Source organism: Bradyrhizobium sp. HKCCYLRH2015 (assembly GCF_051168215.1).
In the GTDB taxonomy this organism is placed as follows: domain Bacteria; phylum Pseudomonadota; class Alphaproteobacteria; order Rhizobiales; family Xanthobacteraceae; genus Bradyrhizobium.
In genome coordinates this window covers 345,140-366,685 of the sequence record NZ_JBNPUO010000002.1, presented here as the reverse complement: position 1 = coordinate 366,685, position 21,546 = coordinate 345,140, and the positions used below count along the sequence as shown (strand labels likewise).

At 67.1% G+C, this 21,546-nt stretch carries 23 protein-coding genes; 12 read left to right on the top strand and 11 right to left on the bottom strand.

What is annotated here, in order from left to right:
• Positions 1 to 32 precede the first annotated feature (32 nt).
• Positions 33 to 260: a DUF2093 domain-containing protein gene (locus ACQR1H_RS05765; protein ID WP_315801919.1), complete on the top strand. Its 228-nt coding sequence runs from the start codon at positions 33 to 35 to the stop codon at positions 258 to 260.
• Here ACQR1H_RS05765 and lpxK read toward each other — a convergent pair.
• From lpxK to ACQR1H_RS05735, 6 genes are read right to left on the bottom strand one after another with little or no spacing between them, the layout of a single operon-like run.
• On the bottom strand, positions 230 to 1,255 hold the full coding sequence (gene lpxK, locus ACQR1H_RS05760) for a tetraacyldisaccharide 4'-kinase (RefSeq protein WP_434907267.1): 1,026 nt from the start codon (positions 1,253 to 1,255) through the stop codon (positions 230 to 232). The two genes, ACQR1H_RS05765 and lpxK, sit on opposite strands and share 31 nt — an antisense overlap.
• Positions 1,248 to 2,555: a 3-deoxy-D-manno-octulosonic acid transferase gene (locus ACQR1H_RS05755; protein ID WP_315801917.1), complete on the bottom strand. Its 1,308-nt coding sequence runs from the start codon at positions 2,553 to 2,555 to the stop codon at positions 1,248 to 1,250. The genes lpxK and ACQR1H_RS05755 overlap by 8 nt, the downstream gene beginning before the upstream one ends.
• The gene (locus tag ACQR1H_RS05750) at positions 2,548 to 3,288 is read right to left on the bottom strand and encodes a lysophospholipid acyltransferase family protein (RefSeq protein WP_315801916.1); all 741 of its coding nucleotides are present in this window, start codon (positions 3,286 to 3,288) and stop codon (positions 2,548 to 2,550) included. Before ACQR1H_RS05750 ends, ACQR1H_RS05755 begins: the two co-directional genes overlap by 8 nt.
• 17 nt (positions 3,289 to 3,305) lie before the next feature.
• The gene (locus ACQR1H_RS05745; protein ID WP_009031572.1) at positions 3,306 to 3,545 is read right to left on the bottom strand and encodes a DUF4170 domain-containing protein; all 240 of its coding nucleotides are present in this window, start codon (positions 3,543 to 3,545) and stop codon (positions 3,306 to 3,308) included.
• A gap of 58 nt (positions 3,546 to 3,603) precedes the next feature.
• The gene (locus ACQR1H_RS05740; protein ID WP_315802166.1) at positions 3,604 to 4,350 is read right to left on the bottom strand and encodes a 3'(2'),5'-bisphosphate nucleotidase CysQ; all 747 of its coding nucleotides are present in this window, start codon (positions 4,348 to 4,350) and stop codon (positions 3,604 to 3,606) included.
• Positions 4,351 to 4,408: 58 nt separating this feature from the next.
• Complete coding sequence (locus ACQR1H_RS05735) at positions 4,409 to 5,797, bottom strand: TldD/PmbA family protein (RefSeq protein ID WP_434907266.1); 1,389 nt, start codon at positions 5,795 to 5,797, stop codon at positions 4,409 to 4,411.
• A gap of 281 nt (positions 5,798 to 6,078) precedes the next feature.
• Between ACQR1H_RS05735 and ACQR1H_RS05730 the strand changes: the two genes are divergently transcribed.
• Positions 6,079 to 6,603: a DUF6101 family protein gene (locus ACQR1H_RS05730; RefSeq protein WP_315801914.1), complete on the top strand. Its 525-nt coding sequence runs from the start codon at positions 6,079 to 6,081 to the stop codon at positions 6,601 to 6,603.
• Here ACQR1H_RS05730 and ubiA read toward each other — a convergent pair whose 3' ends face one another.
• The 3 genes from ubiA to ACQR1H_RS05715 form a co-directional block, all read right to left on the bottom strand.
• Positions 6,604 to 7,536 carry a 4-hydroxybenzoate octaprenyltransferase gene (gene ubiA, locus ACQR1H_RS05725; RefSeq protein WP_315801913.1) on the bottom strand — a complete coding sequence of 311 codons (933 nt, stop codon included), beginning with the start codon at positions 7,534 to 7,536 and terminating at the stop codon, positions 6,604 to 6,606.
• Positions 7,533 to 8,207 (bottom strand): hypothetical protein, encoded by a 675-nt coding sequence (locus tag ACQR1H_RS05720; protein ID WP_409997909.1) that lies wholly within the window; start codon positions 8,205 to 8,207, stop codon positions 7,533 to 7,535. The genes ubiA and ACQR1H_RS05720 overlap by 4 nt, the downstream gene beginning before the upstream one ends.
• Positions 8,208 to 8,474: 267 nt before the next feature.
• Entirely contained in the window at positions 8,475 to 8,909 is a 435-nt protein-coding gene (locus tag ACQR1H_RS05715) for a hypothetical protein (protein WP_315801912.1), read from the bottom strand.
• A gap of 207 nt (positions 8,910 to 9,116) precedes the next feature.
• Between ACQR1H_RS05715 and ACQR1H_RS05710 the strand changes: the two genes are divergently transcribed.
• From ACQR1H_RS05710 to ACQR1H_RS05685, 6 genes are all read left to right on the top strand, one after another.
• A complete protein-coding gene (locus tag ACQR1H_RS05710) occupies positions 9,117 to 9,869 on the top strand; it encodes a 16S rRNA (uracil(1498)-N(3))-methyltransferase (RefSeq protein WP_434885754.1) in 753 nt (250 codons plus the stop codon).
• A gap of 120 nt (positions 9,870 to 9,989) precedes the next feature.
• The gene (locus ACQR1H_RS05705) at positions 9,990 to 11,150 is read left to right on the top strand and encodes an ATP phosphoribosyltransferase regulatory subunit (RefSeq protein ID WP_434907265.1); all 1,161 of its coding nucleotides are present in this window, start codon (positions 9,990 to 9,992) and stop codon (positions 11,148 to 11,150) included.
• On the top strand, positions 11,147 to 12,124 hold the full coding sequence (hisG, locus tag ACQR1H_RS05700; protein WP_434907264.1) for an ATP phosphoribosyltransferase: 978 nt from the start codon (positions 11,147 to 11,149) through the stop codon (positions 12,122 to 12,124). Before ACQR1H_RS05705 ends, hisG begins: the two co-directional genes overlap by 4 nt.
• A gap of 70 nt (positions 12,125 to 12,194) precedes the next feature.
• Entirely contained in the window at positions 12,195 to 13,238 is a 1,044-nt protein-coding gene (locus ACQR1H_RS05695) for a glycosyltransferase family 2 protein (protein ID WP_315801908.1), read from the top strand.
• Positions 13,235 to 14,077, top strand: coding sequence for a ChbG/HpnK family deacetylase (locus tag ACQR1H_RS05690; RefSeq protein ID WP_434873272.1), 843 nt, complete (start codon positions 13,235 to 13,237; stop codon positions 14,075 to 14,077). The genes ACQR1H_RS05695 and ACQR1H_RS05690 overlap by 4 nt, the downstream gene beginning before the upstream one ends.
• 211 nt (positions 14,078 to 14,288) lie before the next feature.
• Positions 14,289 to 15,092, top strand: coding sequence for a DUF2076 domain-containing protein (locus ACQR1H_RS05685; RefSeq protein ID WP_316179480.1), 804 nt, complete (start codon positions 14,289 to 14,291; stop codon positions 15,090 to 15,092).
• 88 nt (positions 15,093 to 15,180) lie between these two features.
• On the opposite strand, the gene ACQR1H_RS05680 is transcribed toward ACQR1H_RS05685, so the two are convergent.
• Positions 15,181 to 15,972, bottom strand: a complete 792-nt coding sequence (locus ACQR1H_RS05680; RefSeq protein WP_434873273.1) for a L,D-transpeptidase family protein — start codon at positions 15,970 to 15,972, stop codon at positions 15,181 to 15,183.
• 307 nt (positions 15,973 to 16,279) lie between these two features.
• Here ACQR1H_RS05680 and ACQR1H_RS05675 point away from each other — a divergent pair, with 307 nt between their 5' ends.
• Positions 16,280 to 17,059 (top strand): protein phosphatase CheZ, encoded by a 780-nt coding sequence (locus ACQR1H_RS05675; RefSeq protein ID WP_315801904.1) that lies wholly within the window; start codon positions 16,280 to 16,282, stop codon positions 17,057 to 17,059.
• Positions 17,060 to 17,173: 114 nt separating this feature from the next.
• Here ACQR1H_RS05675 and ACQR1H_RS05670 read toward each other — a convergent pair whose 3' ends face one another.
• Entirely contained in the window at positions 17,174 to 17,680 is a 507-nt protein-coding gene (locus ACQR1H_RS05670; RefSeq protein ID WP_315801903.1) for a hypothetical protein, read from the bottom strand.
• Positions 17,681 to 18,011: 331 nt separating this feature from the next.
• Here ACQR1H_RS05670 and groES point away from each other — a divergent pair, with 331 nt between their 5' ends.
• From groES to ACQR1H_RS05655, 3 genes are all read left to right on the top strand, one after another.
• Positions 18,012 to 18,308 carry a co-chaperone GroES gene (groES, locus tag ACQR1H_RS05665; RefSeq protein WP_008961387.1) on the top strand — a complete coding sequence of 99 codons (297 nt, stop codon included), beginning with the start codon at positions 18,012 to 18,014 and terminating at the stop codon, positions 18,306 to 18,308.
• A gap of 121 nt (positions 18,309 to 18,429) precedes the next feature.
• On the top strand, positions 18,430 to 20,073 hold the full coding sequence (groL, locus tag ACQR1H_RS05660; RefSeq protein ID WP_315801902.1) for a chaperonin GroEL: 1,644 nt from the start codon (positions 18,430 to 18,432) through the stop codon (positions 20,071 to 20,073).
• A 140-nt stretch (positions 20,074 to 20,213) separates the two neighbouring features.
• Positions 20,214 to 21,404, top strand: coding sequence for a hypothetical protein (locus ACQR1H_RS05655; protein WP_434839430.1), 1,191 nt, complete (start codon positions 20,214 to 20,216; stop codon positions 21,402 to 21,404).
• Positions 21,405 to 21,546: the final 142 nt, after the last annotated feature.

Sequence of the window (21,546 nt, the reverse complement as noted above, 5' to 3'; positions counted from 1 at the left end):
GACTTCACGGCAAGGAATTGGAGATCGCGGACGTGCTCAACAAGTTTGGTCCCTCGGGCCAGGGCGAGGCGCAGGTGCAGTATCTGGATGGCGATTTCCGGGTGATCTCACCGGGAAGCTATGTGCGCTGCGCGGTCACCGATGTGCGGATTCCGCTGGACGAGCTGAAGTATTGGAGTGTCGATCTGCAGGAAGCCTACGCCGTGCCGACCGCCGTGCTGCAGCGGCATTATCCGGGCGCATTGAAGGCCAACGGCTGACCTTTACGCTTCGCTGCCAGTCGTTGCACAACCAGCGCGCGCAACGCGGCGAGATCGTCGAACTGCAAAGTGACCGGGAATGCCATGACATCGGGCGCGGCCTCATGGCCGCGGAACCGCACGAGATCTTTTTCCGTGGTCACCAGGGCAAATCCATCACGCCTCGCTTCGTTGGCGAGGGCTGCGACGTCGCCTGTCGTGAATGGGTGGTGATCCGGAAGGGCCCGCTCGCGCCTGACGTCGAGACCCGCGCCGCGAAGGGTGCGGAAGAAGCGGGCGGGATCGCCGATCCCGGCAAACGCCAGCAGCGGCCTGCCCTGCAACGCCGCGACGACCTTTGCATCGGGCTGCAACGCGGCCGAGAACACCGGCTTGCCGGCCGCCGAGACACGCGCAGCGACCAGATCGCTGGCTCGGCCGCCGCCGATCACGACCAACGCGTCGGTGCGCGCCAGTTGCGGCGGCAGCGGCGCGCGCAACGGTCCGGCGGGAAACACCTCGGCATTGCCGAGGCCGCGCGCGCCGTCGATCACGATCAGCGCGAGATCCTTGGTGATCGACGGATTCTGGAAGCCATCGTCCATCAGGATGACCGAGGCGCCCTGCGCCTTGACGAGGCCGATGCCGTCGGCGCGGTCGCGCGAGACGACGACCGGCACCCGCGCGGCCATCATCAGCGGCTCGTCACCGACATCGGCCGCCTGATGGATAGCGGGATCGACGGCCACGGGACCGTGCAGCCGGCCGCCATAGCCACGGCTCAGCACCACCGGCCGCTCGCCGAGGTCACGCAGCATGTCGGTCAGCGCCAGCACGGTCGGCGTCTTGCCGGCGCCGCCGACATGGAAATTGCCGACGCAGATCACCGGCAGGCCTGCATCGACTCCGACTTGCGCCATGCGGCGTGCGGCAATGGCACCGTAGAGTGTCGAGAGCGGGGACAGCAGACGCGATTGCCAGGAGGGCGGCCGATGCCAGAAGGCCGGCTCACGCATCGCCGGCGGCCCCCATCTCGAGCCTGACCTGCAACAGATACGGCTCGAGCGCCGACAGCGTCCGCTCCAGCGCGCCACCGAGCTGATCGACGACGCGCGTGCCTGCCGCAACCAGGCTGTTGCCGGCTGCGGGATCGGCGAGCAGCTGCCGGAGCTGCCGGATCAGCGCCTCCTGATCGTGGGCGAGCCGGGCTCCCCCGGCCTTGTCCAGCGCCTCGTAGACGTCGGTGAAATTGAACACGTGCGGGCCATGCACGATCGCCGCGCCGAGCTTGACCGCCTCGATCGGGTTCTGGCCGCCATGCTCGACCAGCGACCCGCCCATGAACACGACCGGCGCCAGCCGGTAGAACAGGCCGAGCTCACCCATGGTATCGGCGACGTAGATGTCGGTGCCGGCGAGCGGCTGGTCCTCGCGCGACCGCAAGGCGCCCTGCAGGCCGGCGCTTGCGACGAGCTCCGCGACCGCCGGGCCGCGATGCGGATGGCGCGGCACGATCACGGTGAGCAGCGACGGATAGGCCGCAGACAAGGCCTTATGGGCCGCGATCAGGATCTCGTCCTCGCCGGGATGCGTGGAGGCGGCGACGACGACTGGACGGCCGCGCGTCATCGCCGTGAGCCGATCGAGCTTCGCCGGATCGGCGGGCGGCGCCGGCACGTCGAGCTTGAGATTGCCGGTGGTGATGACGTTGCGCGCGCCGAGCGCGGAGAACCGGTCGGCATCCGCCTGCGACTGCGTCAGGAAGAGATCAAAGCGTCCCAGCAAAGCGGAGATGGTGCCGGACATGCGGCGCCAGCGCGGGAACGAGCGCGGCGACATGCGGCCGTTGATCACCACCATCGGCACCCGCCGCGAGGCACCGGCCAGGATCAGGTTGGGCCAGAGATCGGACTCGATGAACAGCCCGAGCGAGGGACGCCAATGATCGAGAAACCGCTCGACGAAGCGCGGCGTGTCATAGGGCACGTATTGGTGGATCACGTCGGGTGGGAAACGCTTGGCCACGATCGCGGCCGAGGTCACGGTGCCGGACGTGATGAGGATGCGGATGTTGAGCTCACGCAGCCGCTCGATCAGTGCCGCCGCCGCGAGCACCTCGCCGACGCTGGCGCCGTGAATCCAGACCAGCGGACCCAGCGGGCGGGTGTCGTGGCTCAGGCCGCGACGCTCGTCGGTCCGCTCCGGATCCTCCTTGCCATGCTTGAGCCGCTGCCTGATCAGGGCCGGCGCAAGCGGCGATGCCGCCGAGGACAACCCGCGGTAGACACGCAGGGCCATCGGCAGCGGGCTAGGCACTCGATGCTCCCGACGCGACCGGCGGGGGACAGGCCTCGGGACGGCCGACGATCTCATAGGCGCGGCGCATGCATTGGTTCAGCGTCGCCTCGAGGTCGAGACGCGCCTCTTCCATCATCGCGGCGTCGGCATCGCGCGGCACGTTGATTTCCTTGATTCCCACCAATGCGCCGCGGCCGAATGGCAAATTGATGGTGGTGCTGTCCCAGTTCTTCAGGCGGATGAAGCGGCTCGTGACCATTGCGAACGGCATGATCGGACGTCCTGTTTCACGCGCGAGCATGATGATGCCGAGACCCGCAATCCGCGCGCGCTTCGGCACATCGGCGGTCGATGCAACATTATAGTTGTCTTCGAGCGCCCGCACCATCTCCTTGAAAGCTCCTACTCCGCCTTTCCGGTGGAAGGAAGAGCCGTGATCGCCGGAGCCGCGGATGGTTCCGATGCCGAGCCGCTCCGCCGCGATCGCGTTGAACTCGCCGTCGCGATGGCGGGAGATCAGCACCTTGGCGCGATAGCTCGGCTTGTTCTTGATGAAGGGGGTCAGCAGATGCTGGCCGTGCCAGAACGCGAAGATCGCCGGCATCTGCGGCTCGACGATATCGTAGACCTCGGGCGGCTCATAGGTGAAGCGGTTGGTCAGCCACACCAGACGCAGGTACTCGGCGGCGAGGAACCCGACGGCGCGCTGGAACCAGCCGCTGCGCAGCGTATTGCGAACCAGATGTTTCAAGTGACGAGCTTTGCGTCTTACTTCGCGTCCTGACCGGGATCGAGCAGCCGGTGCAGGTGAACGATGAAATAGCGCATATGGGCGTTGTCGACCGTCATCTGCGCCTTGGCTCGCCAGGCGGCGTGGGCCGCCGCGTAGTTCGGATAGACACCGACGATGTCGACCTTGTCGAGATCCTTGAATTCGTTCTTGTCGAGGTTGATGAGCTCGCCGCCGATCACGAGGTGAAGGAGCTGCTGCGAGGCGCTATCTGTCATCGGTATCGTTTCCTAATCAGCGCCTTGCAGGCGAAATGGAGGGTGCGATCCAGGGGCGTCAGTCCGGCGGTAACCTGCGATACTGAGCGACGATGTCAGCATGTCGGTCGCGGCCCGCTGCCACCAGCACCCCGTGCACCACTTCCGGACGATTATAGAGGATCGCCTCGCCGGACAATGCGGTCATTTTACCACCCGCTTCCTGCACGATCAAATGAGCCGCCGCAAGGTCCCAATCGCGGCTTTGTCCGCCTGCAAAAGCGGCATCGAGCCCGCCATGCGCGACACGGCACAGGCGCAGCGCCAGCGAGCCGATTCGCGGATGCAGCTCAATCCGCGCCGCGTCCGGAGCCAGCCGCTCAACCAGCGGTTTCGGGCCGGCCACGCGCGAGAAATCGAGCTCGCGTCCAGGTGCAGCCCGAACCGGCTGTTCGTTCAACGTGGTGCCGCTACCGCGCGCGGCGAAGAAGAACTCCTCGCTGACCGGGACATGCACGGCGGCGAGTATCGGCGCACCGTGCTCGACCAGCGCAACGCTCACGCACCAGTCGTTGCGGCCGCCGAGATAGGACCGCGTGCCGTCGATCGGATCGACGATCCAGACCCGCGATCGACCAAGTCTCGCCCGATCATCCGCGCTCTCCTCGGACAGCCAGCCGTAATCCGGCGTTGCGGATCGCAGCCTGCGTTCGAGCAGCGCATTGACCGCCATGTCGGCTTCGGAAACGGGCGACGACGCCCCCTTGGTCCATTTGCGCAGCTCCGTTCCGAACATCGAACGTGCGAGCTCGCCGGCTTCGCGCACCGCCTCTTTGAGGAGCCCGGCGTCCGCCGCCAGGCTCGTGTCGTCCGGTTTCCCGATCTCACCGTCCGCCAAGCGTCAACCCTTCGATGCGCACCGTCGGCGCATTGACGCCATAGCGGAATTCCAGATCGCTGGCGGGCGTCATCGACTTGAAGATCTCGAACAGATGCCCGGCGATCGTCACTTCGCTCACGGCATAGCCGATCTCGCCATTCTCGATCCAGAAGCCGGACGCGCCACGGCTGTAGTCGCCGGTGACGCCGTTGACGCCCGAGCCGATCAGGTCGGTGACGTAGAAGCCCTGCTTGATGTCCGAGATCAGCTCCTTGGCTGTCACGACGCCGGCTTCGAGATGCAGATTGAACGGACCGGGCGAAGGCGCCGACGACACGCCGCGATGGGCATGCCCGGTCGTCACCATGCCGAGCTCGCGCGCGGTGCCCGAATCGAGGAGCCACGTCGTCAGCACGCCATCGTCGACCAGCGCGGTCTGCTTCACCTTCACGCCCTCGGCGTCGAACGGCTGCGACCGCAAGCCCCGCTTGCGCAGCGGATCATCGATGATGCGGATGCCCTTGGCGAACAGCTGCGCGCCGAGCTTGTCCTTGAGGAAGCTGGTCTTGCGCGCGATCGAGGCACCATTGATGGCGCCGACCAGATGTCCGACCAGCGAGCCGGACACGCGGGGATCGAACACCACCGGCACCTGGCACGTCGCAACCTTGCGCGGATTGGCGCGCGCCACCGCGCGTTCGCCGGCGCTGCGCCCGACGGCCGCGGGCGCCAGCAGGTCGGCGCCGTGCGGAGCCGCCGTGTAGTCGTAGTCGCGCTCCATTCCGGTGCCCTCACCGGAAATGGCGGTCGTCGAGATGCTCTGGCTCGAGCGCAGATAGGCGCCGTGAAAACCGTCGCTCGTGACCAGCACCATGCCGCCGATGCCGGTCGAGGCGGACGCACCACCGGACTTCGTCACGCCCTTCACGCCGAGCGCGGCGGCCTCCGCCTCCTGGGCACGGCGCTCCAGCTCTGCGGTCGAGGGAATCTGCGGATCGAGCAGATCGAGTTCGGGAATGTCGCGCGCCAGCAGCGCGGGATCGGCGAGGCCGACATATTGATCGTCGGGCGCCACCCGCGCCATCGCCACCGCCCGCTCGGCCAGCCGCGCGACACCGTCGCCGCTGACATCGTTGGTCGACACCACGGCCTGGCGCTTGCCGACCAGCACGCGCAGGCCGACATCGTCGCCCTCGGAGCGCTCGGATTCCTCGACACGGCCGTCACGGACCTCGACGCCTAGCGAGATGCCGCGCACCGCGATGGCGTCGGCGGCATCGGCGCCGGCCTTCCTCGCGGCTTCCACCAGCCGCTCGGCGAGCGTTCGCAGGGCGGACTGGTCGAGCAGATCTGATTGGGCGGAGGTCGACGATGAGGCTGGGGAAGAGGTCACGAACACGATCCGATCGATGTCAGGTGGGCGAAGACGGCTCAATCCAAACGAAATGTGGCCTGTTCACGCCGACTTCAAGCAGGACGGCAGACGGCACATCGGATTGTCGGCAAATCGGCAAGGTCTCGTCAATCATGCGGGGCAAGCGCTTGTCAATCATGACGGTAAGAGGATCATGCGTGAGATCTGATTAACCAGGCTTGTTAAGCCGATACGGGCGATCTGCGTGGCAAGGTCGCACGCATCGACCGGGAGCATAATCCCGGCGGGGAGACCAAGCCGTGAGGCGTCAAACAGCAACAGGCGGAAGCAATTCCGCTGGGTCGGGCCGCGTCCTGCGGCTCGACCCTCTTTCCCTGCCCGTCTCGTACAGCGCGCACGATACCCGTGCCGATGGCGGGATCCGGCAGATCGAACTGCACCGGGAGCGCGTGGTCCTGCGTCGTGCCGTCAGCGGCATGCGCATGGCCCTGAACCTCCGCGTCAGCGACTTCCTCGGCATCGGCGTGCGCGACATCGACGCCACGCAGGTGATGCTGGTGCTCGTCCACCGCGACCCTTCCCTGACCATCCCGCTCTGCGTCAGCGACGACCAGACCGAGATCGTTGCTGCGTGGGCGATGTGGAGCGAGACGTTCGCGCTGCCCCAGTTGCAGGACACGCGCCGCGAGGCCACGCCGCGCCGCCGCCGCCGCAACGCGATCCGCTCGCGCCGCCCGCGCTTCCTGATGCGACGCCGTGTCGGCTATCAGCTCAATCCCGCCTCGATCCATCGCGGCGAGCGCGAGATCATCGCGCGCAACTGATCAGCTTGCACGCAGCACGGCGTCGACCAGCAGTCCGGCGAACAGCAGCAGTCCGGCATCGCGGTTCGATTTGAAGATGCGCAGGCACAGCGCCGGATCGGCGATATCCAGACGCCGGATCTGCCAGCCGAGATGGGCGGCAAAGCCCGCGAGCCCGAGCCACGCCGCGACATGCACGTGGGCCGTCGCGAACGCGGCGCCAATCAGCATGACGGCCAGACCGTAGAAGATGACCAGCGCCAGATGCGTGCGCTCGGCAAACAGGCGCGCGGTCGACTTGATGCCGATCAGCGCGTCATCCTCGGCGTCCTGATGCGCGTAGATCGTGTCATAGGCGATCACCCACGCGATCGACCCGGCGTAGAGCAGCAGCGCGGTTGCATCGATGCGGCCGAACGCGACCGCAAAACCCATCAGCGCGCCCCACGAGAAGGCGAGACCCAGCACGACCTGCGGCCACCAGGTGACGCGCTTCATGAACGGATAGATCGCGACGATCAGCAGCGAAGCGATGCCGGTCGCGATCGCGAAGCGGTTGAATTGCAGCAGCACCGCCAAGCCGATCAGGGCCTGGACCACCAGGAAGGCGAGCGCCTGCTTCACGCCGACCTGGCCGGCGGGAATCGGGCGCGAACGGGTGCGCTCCACCTTGGCGTCGAGATCGCGGTCGGTGATGTCGTTCCAGGTGCAGCCGGCGCCGCGCATGACGAACGCGCCGACGAAATAGAGCGCGATCCACGCCGGCAGCATGGACAGATTCCCGCCGATCCCGGCCGCGAGGGCGGCCGACCACCAGCACGGCATCAGCAGCAGCCACGATCCGATCGGGCGATCGAAGCGGGCGAGCCGCAGGTAAGGCCGGCTCCACACCGGCGCCAGCGTGTCGACCCAGTTGCCGGTCGCGTCAGCAACGCGGACGGCGGTGGTGCTCATCGGGTGAGGACGTTGCCGGTCATGGTGTCGAAGGCGGAACCGCCCTTCTTCGTCGCGTTGGCTTCAGGCAGCGCGGCCGACGAGCCCAGCACGTCGCTGAGGCTCGGAGCCGCGGGCCTTCCAGCCCCCGACTGCATCTGCGCCGCCACGGCACAGACCTTCTTTTCCAGCGCGTCGGTGTTCTTGTGACCGGCCTTCAGCTGGTCGGCGATCTGCTGGGGAATGCCGCAGCTCGCCGAATGCGCCTCGACATATTTGATCATCTTGACTTCGGCCTTGCCGAAATTCGCGATCAGCTTGCAGGCCTCGTCGGGCGAGGCCTTGCGGTCGCTCGCCGCCTTGATCAGCTTGCCGCGACGCTCGGCTTCCTCGCGCAGCGGCAGAAACTCCTTCATGCAGCTTTCGGGCGGACCGCCCTGCGGCGCAGCCCCCATCGGCGGAGGCGCAAAGCCACCGCCGCCGCCACCGAACGCGGAGCCGCCGGGGCTCGGAAACGGGCTCGACGGAGCCGCAGCCCGCATTGGCGCCGCGCCGTTGATGGGCGGAAACGGCGAGTTGCTGGTCTGGGCCTGGCCGGGCATCGGCGCGGGAAACGAGCTCTGCGCGACGACCTGCCCTGTGGAGAGCACCAGGGCGGCAATGGCGAGCGGCATGAAAGACTGGCGGACGATCAAGGCTGGTTCTCCGGTAAGACCAAGAATCCTCAACACTTCCGGATGAAAGCACGATCCGATCCGGGGCTTTTACGATTCTCGTCCGTCCAGCACAACCGCGGATTTGATCACATCCGCGGCGGAGGGACGCAGCCGGGTTCCAGACCGGCATGCAATCCCGTCCACGGACGTCAGGCCCGGGCATCGGGTTCGGTCTGCGCCCTGCACGCCCGATGAACGGAATAGCCAGTCGGCGGCGGGCGGCGACCTGCCCGCCGCGAAGGATCACGTCGCCGTGCACACCTTGCGCATCACGGTCAGGGTGTTTTCGTGATTCGCCTTCAACTGATCGGTAATCTTGGCCGGGATCCCGCAGAGCGAGGCATGCGCGACGGCGTAGTCGATCATCTTGGTCTGGGCGAGCTCGTAGTCATGCACCAGCTGACAGGCCTCGCCGGGCGCAAAGCGCCGCTCGGTCGCCGCCTTGAGCAGCTTGGCCCGGCGCGCGGTCTCGTCCCGCAGCGGGGTGAACTCCTTCAGACAGGTTTCGGGCGGGCGAAAGCCAGCCACGCCGGCGCCGCCCGGAACCGCGGGCGCCGCCCGCTGCGGCGGCGCGGCGACCGCCTTGTCGTCGGCCCGGGACGGCGCAGCGACCATCACGGCGATGGTCGCGGCAAGCGCCCAGATCGCAAGCGCCGAAGTCGAATGTCTCAAGATCAAGGCCGTTCTCCGCATCGAGGCTCACGGAATCGTCGGATGTCCGTCCCAAGGGACGACCCGCGGGATCGAAGCGGTAAAATCTGTCGACAGCACGGCCGAAAGGCGCCATCGCCAGTACCTGAGACAACACCCCGTGACGGCTCCGCCTGCTTTGCGGCCGGCGCGGGGTCCGGTAAGCAACGTCCGTCATAGCCATCGCTTCGCTCCATGCCCGCATACGACTTCACCGCCCCGCGCCTGTTCGTCGACGCCCCCCTGCAGGAGGGCGGCTCGGTCGCGCTCGACCGCAACCAGGGCAATTATCTCGGCAACGTCCTGCGCCTCGGCGCCGGCGATCACGTGCTGGTCTTCAACGGCCGCGACGGCGAATGGCGGGCCGTGATCGAGGGCCGCAAGCGCGCGGACGCCCTGACGATCCTGCAACAGAGCCGGCCGCAGGATCACCTGCCGGACGTCGCCTATGTCTTCGCGCCGCTCAAGCACGCGAGGCTGGACTACATGGTGCAGAAGGCGGTCGAGATGGGCGCCGCGCGCCTGGAGCCGGTCATCACCCGGCACACCCAGGTGTCGCGCGTGAATGGCGAGCGCATGCGCGCCAACGTGATCGAGGCCGCCGAGCAATGCGGCATCCTCAGCCTCGCCAAGGTCAGGGACCCCGTGCCGCTGGAGCGCTTCCTCGCGCAGCGGCAGCCTGAGCGGCTGCTGGTGTTCTGCGATGAGGCGGCCGAGCTGGCCGATCCGCTGCAGGCGCTGCGCGGAACCAAGGCTGCGGCCGGCATCGACCTGCTGATCGGACCGGAGGGCGGTTTTGCCGAGGATGAACGGACGCTGCTGCTGCGCCAGCCGCGCGTGCTCAGGCTGGCGCTGGGTCCGCGCATCCTGCGCGCGGATACGGCCGGCGTTGCCGCCCTCGCCGTGATCCAGGCCACCCTCGGGGACTGGACCGGAGCCCGCGGTTAAGGTCTTCCGGCCAATTGTGGCGCGCCGGGGCCATTCGCAGTCGAAACCGTCAAACGGCCATGCTAAGGGGCAGCCGCCGCTCCCAGCGGGCGCCCAATCCACTTTGGAACTCGAATCGCCATGACCGGACCCGCTCCGACCGGACCCGCCGCGTGGGCGGACACGCTGCTGCAATCCTTCGCCCAGGCCGGCTATCAGCGGGCCGAGCCGGCGATCCTGCAGCCGGCCGAGCCGTTCCTGGACCTGTCCGGGGAGGACATCCGCAAGAGCCTCTACCTGACCGGCGACGCCGCCGGCGAAGAGCTCTGCCTGCGCCCCGACCTGACCATTCCCGTCGCCCGGGACTACCTCGCCTCGGCCCGCGCCGGGCAGCCGGCCGGCTTCAGCTATCTCGGTCCAGTATTCCGTTACCGCGAGAGCCGCCCGAGCGAGTTCCTGCAGGCCGGCATCGAATCGTTCGGCCGCCAGGACCGGCCCGCCGCCGATGCCGAGATGCTGGCCTTGGCGATCGAGGCAACGGCGGCGGCCGGCGTCGCCGAGGTCGACATCCGCACCGGCGACGTCGCGCTGTTCACGGCCCTCATCGACGCCCTCGATCTCTATCCGGTCTGGCGGCGGCGGCTGATCAAGGACTTCAACCGCAAGCGCACCCTGGCGCAGGACCTCGAGCGGCTGGCGAGCGCCTCGGTGGCGCCGCGCAACGAATATGAGGGGGTGCTCGCCGCTCTGGCCGGCTCCGACCGCAAGGCGGCGCTCGCCCTGGTCACCGACCTGATGTCGATTGCCGGCGCAACCGCCCTCGGCGGCCGCACGGTGGCGGAGATCGCCGACCGATTCCTCGAGCAATCCACCCTCAAGAGCGGCGCGCTGCCGCGCGACGCGCTGGACCGTATCAAGCGCTTCCTCGCCATCAGCGGCAGCCCGACCGAAGCCGTTCAGCAGCTTCGCGCCCTCGCCGCCGATGCCAGGCTCGACATTTCGGCCGCGATCGACGCGCTGGAGGCCCGCGCCGGCTTCATGGCCCAGCGCGGCATCGACATCGCCAAGGTGCGCTTCGCCACCTCGTTCGGCCGCGGCCTCGACTACTACACCGGCTTCGAGTTCGAGCTGCACCACCCAGGCAATGGCGACGAGCCGCTGGTCGCCGGCGGCCGTTATGACGGCCTGCTGAGCCAGCTCGGCGCCGCCTCGTCGATTCCGGCCGTCGGCTTCTCGATCTGGATCGAGCGGCTGGCCCAGAGCAGCGCCGCGGGCAAGGCCGCGCGCGGGAGAGCATCATGAGCGGCCCCCTCGTCCTCGCCGTTCCCTCCAAGGGACGTCTGCAGGAGAATGCCGAAGCCTTCTTCGGCCGGGCGGGGCTGAGCCTGTCCAAGCCCGGCGGCGCGCGCGACTATCGCGGCACCATCGCAGGTCTCGACAATGTCGAGATCGCCTATCTCTCTGCGAGTGAGATCGCCTCGCAACTGGCGCGCGGCACCGTGCATCTCGGCGTCACCGGCGAGGATCTCGTGCGCGAGAGCATCACCGATGCCGACAAGCGCGTGCTGCTGATCGACACGCTCGGCTTCGGCGGCGCCAACGTCGTCGTCGCGGTGCCGCAGGCCTGGATCGACGTCCGCACCATGGCCGATCTCGACGACGTCACCACCGGTTTTCGCGCCCAGCACAATCGCCGCATGCGCGTCGCCACCAAGTACATCAACCTGACGCGCAGCTTCTTCGCGGCCCACGGCATCGTCGATTACCGCATCGTCGAGAGCGCCGGCGCCACCGAGGGCGCGCCCGCGGTCGGCACCGCCGAGCTGATCGTCGACATCACCAGCACCGGCTCGACGCTGGTGGCCAACGGGCTGAAGGTGCTCGACGACGGCGTGATCCTGCGCAGCCAGGCCAATCTCGTCGCCTCGCGCGACGCCGACTGGTCGGAGGGTCCGCGCGAGAGCGCCCGGATCATTCTCGACCACATCCATGCCCGCGCCCGCGCCAGCAGATACCGCGAGGTCCGCACCCGCTTCAAAGGGTGCGACGCAGCAATGCTGAGCGAGGCGCACAACCGCTTCGGCGTGGTGGCGCCGTTCGGCGGCCCGACCTCGTCCGGCATGCTCACCCTGCACTGCCCGCCGGCGCAGATCTACGCGCTCGGCAGCTTTCTGCGCGCGCATGGCGCCGAGACCGTCTCGGTCGCCTCGCTGGACTACGTACTCGACCGCGAGAATCCGCTGTTTGCCCGCCTCGAGGCCTTCCTGCGATCATAAATCGCCGTTCATCGTAGCGACAGGTGAGCGCGACTACCATATGTTGGTAGGAGAACGAGGACTCTGAGCGATGCTGGGAACTGACGTGTCCGACCTGACCACGACCGCGGCCGACGCCGCGTCGCAGGGACTGTCGATCGTTATCCCCGTCTATAACGAGGGCGCGGGACTGACGGCGCTGCACGAGCGGCTGAATAATCTTGCACGCACCCTGCGTCAGCGCTTCGGTCTCGCCTGTGAGCTCGTCTATGTCGACGATGGCAGCCGCGACAACACGCTCGCGATTGCCCGCACGCTGCAGGCCGATGCGCTCGATGTGCAGGTCGTGTCGCTGTCGCGCAATTTCGGCAAGGAGGCCGCGCTGATGGCCGGCCTCGATCATGCCCGGCGCGGCGCGGTGATGTTCATGGACGGCGACGGCCAGCATCCGCCGGCCCTGATCGAGCAACTCGTCACGCACTGGATCAAGGACGGCTACGACGTCGTCTATACCGCCAAGGCGCATCGCGACAACGAGCCGTTCCTGCGCCGGGTCGCAGTTCACGGCTTCTACGCGCTCATCAACTGGGGGGCGCGGCAGAAGATTCCGGAGGATGCCGGCGACTTCCGCCTGCTGTCGCCGCGCGCGGTGGCCGCGCTGCGGCAGCTCCCTGAACGCAACCGCTTCTTCAAGGGCCTCGCGAGCTGGATCGGCTTCCGCCAGATCCGCGTCGACTATGAGCCCGCGGCGCGCGCCCACGGCGTGACGACCTTCAACCTGACGAGCCTGCTCGGCCTGTCGATTGAAGGGCTGACCTCGTTCTCGGTCGCCCCGCTGCGCTTCGCCAGCCTGCTCGGAATCCTGCTGGCCTCTGCGGCCTTCCTGTTCGGGCTCTCCATCCTCTGGGAGACCGTCGTCAGCGGCAAATCGGTGCCGGGCTATCCCTCGCTGATGGTCGGCCTGATGACGATCGGCGGCGTGCAACTGATCATGATCGGCATCATGGGCGAGTATATCGGCAAGATCCTGTCCGAGCTGAAGGCGCGTCCGATCTACTTCGTCGCCGAGCACAGCGAGAAGCGTGCAGCGCTCGATGCACGGAGCGACGGCGCCGAGAGGAACGCCGCCGAATGAGCGCGACGCCGCACCGGCGCATCTGGCTGTGCGCCGACGACTATGGCATCAGCCCCGGGGTCAACAGCGCCATCCGGGACCTGATCGCGCGCGGCCGGCTGAACGCCACCTCGGTGATGACGGTGGGCGCCGCGATCGGGCGCGACGAGGTGGCGGAGCTGACCAGGGTCGCGTCCGACCGCCCGCGTTGCGCCATCGGCCTGCACGTCACGCTGACCGCGCCATTCCGGCCCCTCACCATGCACTTCCGCCCGTCGGAGGGCGGCATGTTCCTGCCCTTTCCCAAGCTGCTGCGTGCCGGAATGTCCCGCCGGCTCGATCCCGAGCTGATCCGCGCCGAGGTGCTGGTCCAGCTTGCGGCGTTCGGCGAGCTGTTCGGCCGCGCCCCGGATTTCGTCGACGGCCATCAGCATGCCCAGCTCTATCCGCAGGTGCGCGAGGGCTTCCTCGCCGCCGTCAAGGAAGCCGCGCCGGCGGCCTGGGTGCGTCAGGGCGGCCGGAACGTGCCGCTGATGCAGCGGCTGACGGCACCGAAGGCGCTGCTGCTGGACGTCCTGAGCGCGCAATTCCGCCGTCATGCCAGGCGGGCCGCGATCGCCTTCAATCCCGCTTTCGCCGGCGCCTATGACTTCAGCAAGACCTCGGATTTCGGCACGCTGATGGACGGCTTCCTGGACGAGCTGCCGGAGGACGGGCTGGTGATGTGCCATCCCGGCTTCGTCGACGACGTCCTGATCGAGCTCGATCCTTTGACCGTCCAGCGCGAGCACGAGCACGCCTATCTCGCCGGCGAGCATTTTCCAGCGCTGCTCGACCGCCGCCGGATGACGCTGGCCTGAACGGATCTTGCGGGCCTGCGACGAACAAAAAGCCGCTCGGCAGCGTTCCTCCTGCGGTGCGGGCAGCGTGGAGGTCCAAAACGCCGCGCAAGCCCGAGAGACGCTGTGTCGCATACCGAAATTTAATCCGCGCCCCGGCTGGCCGGGCCACAAAGTCCCCCTAAATCTTGGCCGCGCTTCGCCGGAACAAGGCAAGCGGCAGGAGAACGACATGACACCGCAAGAACGCCAACTCATCGACGATCTGTTCGACCGGCTTGCCAAGTTGGAGAGTGCACCGCGTGATCCGGAGGCCGCCGCCGCCATCGCCCAGGCGCTGCAGCGGGCTCCCAATGCCGTCTACGCGCTGGTGCAGACGGTGCTGGTGCAGGACGAAGCCTTGAAACGCGCCAATGCCCGCATCGAGGAGCTGCAGCACGCCCAGGCCCCGCAGCAGGCTCAGTCCGGCGGCTTCCTCGATTCGATGCGCGACAGCATCTTCGGCGCGGGCAGCCGCGGGTCGGTCCCTAACGTGCCGCCGCCGTTGCCGAGCCGGCCGGTCTGGAACAGCGGCCAGGCGATGCCCCCGGGCTACCAGGGCCAGCCCGGCTATCCCGGTCAGCCCGGCCCCTACGATCAGGGCGGCTTCGGCCAGCCGCGCGGCGGCATGTTCGGCGGCGGAGGCGGCTCATTCCTCGGCACGGCCGCGGCGGCCGCGGCCGGCATGGTCGGCGGCTCACTGCTGCTCGGCGGCATCCGCTCGATGATGGGCGGCGGGTCGCATCAGGCGTTCGGCGACACCACGATCATCGAGGAGCGCGGCGGCGGTGCCAGCCCGTGGAGCGGCGACCAGTCCGGCGGGTCGCTGGCGCGTGACGCCGGTCTCGACGACATCGGCCGCTCGGGCGGCGACAGTGGTCGTGCCGGCCTGTTCGACCAGGCGAACTACGACGACAACGGCAATGACAGCGACGCGGCCGACTTCGATTCCGATGACGGCTATGGCGACGACGACGGTGGCAGCGACTACGCGTGATCCTCCCGGGTCGCAGCCAATTCGAGAATGCAAAGGCCGCCCGGATGGGCGGCCTTTTTCAATGGCCGATGTCGTGCGGTGGCGGTCGTCAGAGCACGATCACCCGGGCACCGACGTTCACGCGGCCATAGAGGTCGATGACGTCCTCGTTGCGCATCCGGATACAGCCTGACGACACGTTGGTGCCGATCGTCCATGGCTCGTTCGACCCGTGGATCCGATACAGCGACGAGCCGAGATACATCGCGCGTGCGCCGAGCGGGTTCTGCGGTCCGCCCTCCATGTGCCGCGGCAGGTCGGGCCGGCGCGCGAGCATTTCCGGCGGCGGCGTCCAGTCCGGCCATTCACGCTTGGCCGAGATCGTCTTCACGCCCGACCAGGTGAAGCCGGGCCGGCCGACGCCGATGCCATAGCGCAGCGCCCTGCCCTCGCCCTGGACCAGATAGAGGAACTTGTTCGGCGTATCGATGACGATCGTGCCCGGCCGTTCTTTGCCGTCATAGTCAACGATCTGTTTCTCGTATTTCGGATCGAGCGGCCGCAGCGTCTGCTCATAGGCCTCCTCATCCGGCACTCCCTGCTGCGGGACCATGCCAGGCGCCAGCTGCTGCGGCTCGTAATAGGACGGCTGCTGCTGATACATCGGCTGTCCCGGCGGAGGCGCGCCGCGGCCGCCTTGCGGATCCCCGAACAGGAATTCGATGAAGCCGCCACCCATGCGCGAGCGTTCGACATAGGCGGTGCGCACCGGCGCGGATTGCTGCGGCGGCCCGCTGTAGATCACGGTCGGCTGCTGAAACCCCTGGGCCGCCGCCCGATCCAGACCTGAATAGAATGCGCATGCGCCGGCCAGCAGCGCTGTAGAGAATGATTTGAACATCGACGTACTCTGTACTGTTTCGTCTGGAGACTGTTCGTCGCGCGAGGCGGCAACGCCGCCGCGTATCGTCAATAAAGAGCAAAACCCGATCGCTTTGGTAAACGCGGGAGGCGCCGGGATTCACCATCGCTGCATACGACGGCGGTTTTGGTGGCTAGCGTTTATTTTGCGTGAAGGCCGGCGGGGCATGGTTAATAGTTGACGCACGATGCACGCCAGCGTTGCTCAACCGCGGTTCCTGGCGTGAACGCGATGTTAAATAGGCTCTGCGTAGAACTGATCCGAACAAGAGGTCAGGGATACTATCATGGCTGTTCGCAAGCGTTTCCGTATCGAAGAAGCAATCGTCGGCCATATGCCGGAGCCCGACTTCGTGGGCGGCGAGATCGGCCCCAACCACAAGGAAATCATGGACGAGCTGCGCGCGATCCGCTCCCAGATGGCCAACGCCATCCGCAGCGGAGGTAGCAACACGGCCAACGCCGCCATCGAAGAATCCGCCGCACGCGAGGTCGCCGAGGCGCGCGCGCTGCTCGAGACGTATCGTGCCCAGATCGAGCAGTGCGAAAAGCTCAAGGTCGAGCTCGACCTGATCCACGACGCGATCAACCGCACCAAGGGCGAGATCGCGACCCTCCATGCCAAGAGCTTCAACGGCGAGGAGATGGCCAAGGTCAACGGCGAGCTCGGCGCGGTCGTCGGCGGCACCGAGCAGGCGACGCAGCAGATCCTCGAAGCCGCGGAGGCGATCGACCAGGCCGCCAGTGCGCTGTCCAAGGTGGACTCGGCCGACCAGCAGAAGATCCTGAGCGAAGAGATCCAGGAGCGCGTGGTGTCGATCTTCGAGGCCTGCAACTTCCAGGACCTGACCGGCCAGCGCATCAACAAGGTCATGACCACCATGAAGTTCATCGAGCACCACATCGTGGTGATGATGGACATCTGGGGCGGCGTCGACGCCATCAAGGCGCATGTGCCGCCGATCGTCGACACCCGCGAGGGCGACGCCAGGCTGCTGAACGGCCCGAAGGCGGCGGGCGAGGTCGGCCACGCCTCGCAGGACGACATCGACGCGATGTTCAACTGAGGTCGGCGGCCAGTCCCAGCGACCGCTTCAGGCCACGTCATCGTACAGAACGCCGGCGCAGTCGCCGGCGTTTTTCGTTCGACTCTCGACCTTTGCGGGATGATCGCCCGGATCTCAGGCGCGCGGCCCGCAGCGGACGTAGACCATCGTCTGGTAACGGGTCGCCGCATCCTTGTCGACGAAGCGGGTGATCAGCACACGGCCGTCGAAGGAGATGACCTCGCGGTCCTGCTCGCCGCCGGGCGGTCCGGCCGGGCCGATGTAGTTCTTGCCGCTGGCCGACCCCTTCAGGCGCAGTTCCTGGGGAGTCGCCTGGTCGGCCAGATGCATCACGACACCGCCGGACGTGCCTGCCCCGATGACGTAAGGCTGCTTGCACTGCGCCAGAGCCATCTTCTCGGTGCGCGCGCGGTCATTCGGATTGTTGTAGGCGGCGAGGCCCCATTTGCCCACGAGATCCTCGGGGCGGATCGTCGCCGGAACCTCGGGCTCGACCGGCGCCTCGGTCTGCATGGGGGGCGACGGCGACAGGCTGAAGCCCGTGCACGCCCCCAGAAGCATCGTGAGCGCCGACGCGATCGCGAGATTGGCAACCGGCCGCGCGCACCGTGAACTCGTCATGGCATCCCCTTAGGAACAGAATCGTGGCTGCCCCGTCCGGCAACCAAGCGCAAAACGCTCGTCAGAGCAATGACGTCGGATGACGACGCCGCTCCACTAACATGTCTGGCCCCGGACAACATCCCCCTAACAGCCTCAAGAACGGCTTAACGGCTGGCCGTTGCTTGACAGGAACAGCCGCAAGCCATATTTCCCCGAGCGGTCTTTAGCACTCGGAGGGCGCGATTGCTAAGGCTGCGAGCCAGTTGGCGCCAAGTGGGCGTCAAATGTGGTCGCATTCAGATTTCCTCCGACAGCAACACTTATCCAAGCACCCCAAAAGGGATCCGTCATGGCCAAATCGAAGTTTCGTCCCCTGCACGACCGCGTCGTGGTTAAGCGCATCGACGCCGAAGAGAAGACCAAGGGCGGCATCATCATTCCCGACAGCGCCAAGGAAAAGCCCTCGCAGGGCGAAGTCGTCGCCGTCGGCCCCGGCGGCCGCGACGAGAGCGGCAAGCTGATCCCGATCGACGTCAAGGTCGGCGACCGCGTGCTGTTCGGCAAGTGGTCCGGCACCGAGGTCAAGCTGGACGGCGAGGAGCTCCTGATCATGAAGGAGTCCGACATCATGGGCGTCGTCGCCTGATCCCGACCTGTCGGGGGCGGCGATCAGCCGCCCCGGGCGAAAATGCTCTGCAACCTCGTTCCGGCGACAGACGGGCGATCACGCCCCTCGCCGTCGAGGTCTACTCCAGGAGAATTTTGAAATGGCAGCCAAGGACGTCAAATTCGCCGGCGACGCACGCGACCGCATGCTGCGCGGCGTCGACATTCTCGCCAACGCCGTCAAGGTGACGCTCGGCCCGAAGGGCCGCAATGTCGTCATCGAGAAGAGCTTCGGCGCTCCGCGCATCACCAAGGACGGCGTCACCGTCGCCAAGGAGATCGAGCTGGAGGACAAGTTCGAGAACATGGGCGCGCAGATGCTGCGCGAGGTCGCCTCCAAGACCAACGACACCGCCGGTGACGGCACCACCACCGCGACCGTGCTGGCCCAGGCCATCGTGCGCGAGGGCGCCAAGGCCGTTGCCGCCGGCATGAACCCGATGGACCTCAAGCGCGGCATCGACATCGCGGTGGCCGCCGTGATCAAGGACATCGAGAAGCGCGCCAAGCCGGTCGCTGCGTCCTCCGAGGTCGCCCAGGTCGGCACCATCTCCGCCAATGGCGACGCCGCGATCGGCAAGATGATCGCCCAGGCGATGCAGAAGGTCGGCAACGAGGGCGTCATCACGGTCGAGGAGAACAAGTCGCTCGACACCGAGGTGGACATCGTCGAAGGCATGAAGTTCGACCGCGGCTATCTCTCGCCCTACTTCGTCACCAATGCCGAGAAGATGACCGCCGAGCTCGACGACGTCTACGTGCTGCTGCACGAGAAGAAGCTGTCCGGCCTGCAGGCCATGCTGCCGGTGCTCGAAGCCGTGGTGCAGTCGGGCCGTCCGCTCTTGATCATCGCCGAGGACGTCGAGGGCGAGGCGCTGGCCACGCTGGTCGTCAACCGCCTGCGCGGCGGCCTCAAGGTCGCGGCCGTCAAGGCGCCGGGCTTCGGTGACCGCCGCAAGGCCATGCTCGAGGACATCGCGATCCTGACCGGCGGTCAGCTGATCTCGGAAGATCTCGGCATGAAGCTCGAGAACGTCACGGTGAAGATGCTCGGCCGCGCCAAGAAGGTCGTGATCGACAAGGAGAACACCACGATCGTCAACGGTGCCGGCAAGAAGGCCGATATCGAGGCACGCGTCGGCCAGATCAAGGCGCAGATCGAGGAGACCACCTCGGACTACGACCGTGAGAAGCTGCAGGAGCGTCTCGCCAAGCTCGCGGGCGGCGTCGCGGTGATCCGCGTCGGCGGCGCGACCGAGATCGAGGTCAAGGAGAAGAAGGACCGCGTCGAGGACGCCCTCAACGCGACCCGCGCTGCGGTGCAGGAAGGCATCGTCCCCGGCGGCGGCGTGGCGCTGCTGCGCGCCAAGAAGGCGGTCGGCCGCATCACCAACGCCAACTCGGACGTCCAGGCCGGCATCAACATCGTGCTGAAGGCGCTCGAGGCTCCGATTCGCCAGATCTCCGAGAACGCCGGCGTCGAAGGCTCGATCGTGGTCGGCAAGATCCTGGACGAGAAGTCCGAGACCTTCGGCTTCGACGCGCAGACCGAGGACTATGTCGATATGGTTGCCAAGGGCATCATCGACCCGGCCAAGGTGGTCCGCACCGCGCTGCAGGACGCCTCGTCGGTCGCCGGCCTCCTGGTCACCACCGAGGCCATGGTCGCCGAGCTGCCGAAGGATGCGGCTCCCGCGATGCCGGCCGGCGGCGGCATGGGTGGCATGGGCGGCATGGGCTTCTGAGCCCTGCTTTCGACATCTCACATTCAGGAAGGCCGCCTCCGGGCGGCCTTCTTTTTGGCCGAGTGTCCGCACCGGGGGTGCAGCGACCGCAAATCGGCGCTACAGCTTAAGGCCGATTCTGCCCCCACAAGGATTTTCAGATGCGCGCGATTTTGCTTGCGCTGGCCGTGATTGTAGCGGCCGCGCCGGAACTCGGTTGGGCCCAGAGCAAGAGCGGGACCAAGGCCCCCGCCAACGAGACGCGGTATTTCACCGCGATCGACGGTCTGATGGACGGCAATGCCGACGTGATCCTTAAGGAGACGCGCCAGGGCAAGACCGTCACCGCCGCCACGCTCGACGTCTGCTATCCCGTCGCAAAGAATTCGGATCGCAAGGACCGCTTCGTGGTCAGCCTCACGGTCAACGGCCAGACCTTGACCGGCGCGACCCAGAGCAACGGCGCCAAGGAGCCGGTCACGGTGAAGCTGAATCGCAAGCCGACCGGCGACACGTTCGAGTTCCGCGGCCAGATCACGATCGGCAAGAGCGTCACCGAGGTGGCGTCGACCGACAACTCCGACGTCAGCGAGAAGGAATTCCAGGAGAGCCAGTCGAGCGACGACGGCATCAGCGCCCAGCCGAAGGACTTCACCGACGTCTCGCCCGAGGCGGTCTCGGTCCGGCTCAAGCTCGACGCCATGACCGACTTCCTCAAGAGCCTGAAGGGCGAGAACGTCGAAGTTTCGCTGTCGAGCCTGATCGTGAGCTGCGATGCCTTGCGCGCGGGCGAGCAGACCATCAGCATGACGGTCGACCCCGACCGCGCCGGCGCGTTGATCGCGAAGGCGCGGGCCATGAACGGCGTGGTGACGGCCGGCTGGACCGCCGGCACCGTCGAAATGGACCGCACCATCCGTTTCGCGGCCGCCGACTGGCGCGACGGCGACAAGATCAACAAGGACAAGCTCGCAAACGCGATCTCCGACGTCCTGGCCCGGACCTACAACGCCAAGCCGACGAGCGCGGCGTGGAATCCGGTCAGCGGCAAGCTGAAGCTGACGTTGAAGCGGCCGAGCCAGCTGATGCCGGCCCTGGAGCTCACCGACGTCATCGAGGTCACCGGCCTCGTCTCGGCGGACAAGCCGGGCGGCGCGGACGCGCTGATGCTGTGGATCAGCAGCCCGACCACGACGACGATCGACGAGAGCTCCGCCGCCAAGCTGATCCTGTCGGACGAGTCATCCGGCGACGAGGAGGGCGACACCCGTGACGATGGCGGCGCCATCGACGAGCTGGCGAAGGTCTTCAAGGCCAAGCGCTGGGACGCGGACAACTCGGTCTGGAAATAAAGAGCGGCGGGCGCGCAGTCGACCGGTGCGCGCCCCCTTTCTTCAATTGGCACGGCGCATATGGCAACCCGTTGTGCGCTCACGTCTCTCTCCAGGTCGTCATGGCCGGGCTTGTCCCGGCCATCCACGCCGATCGGCATCC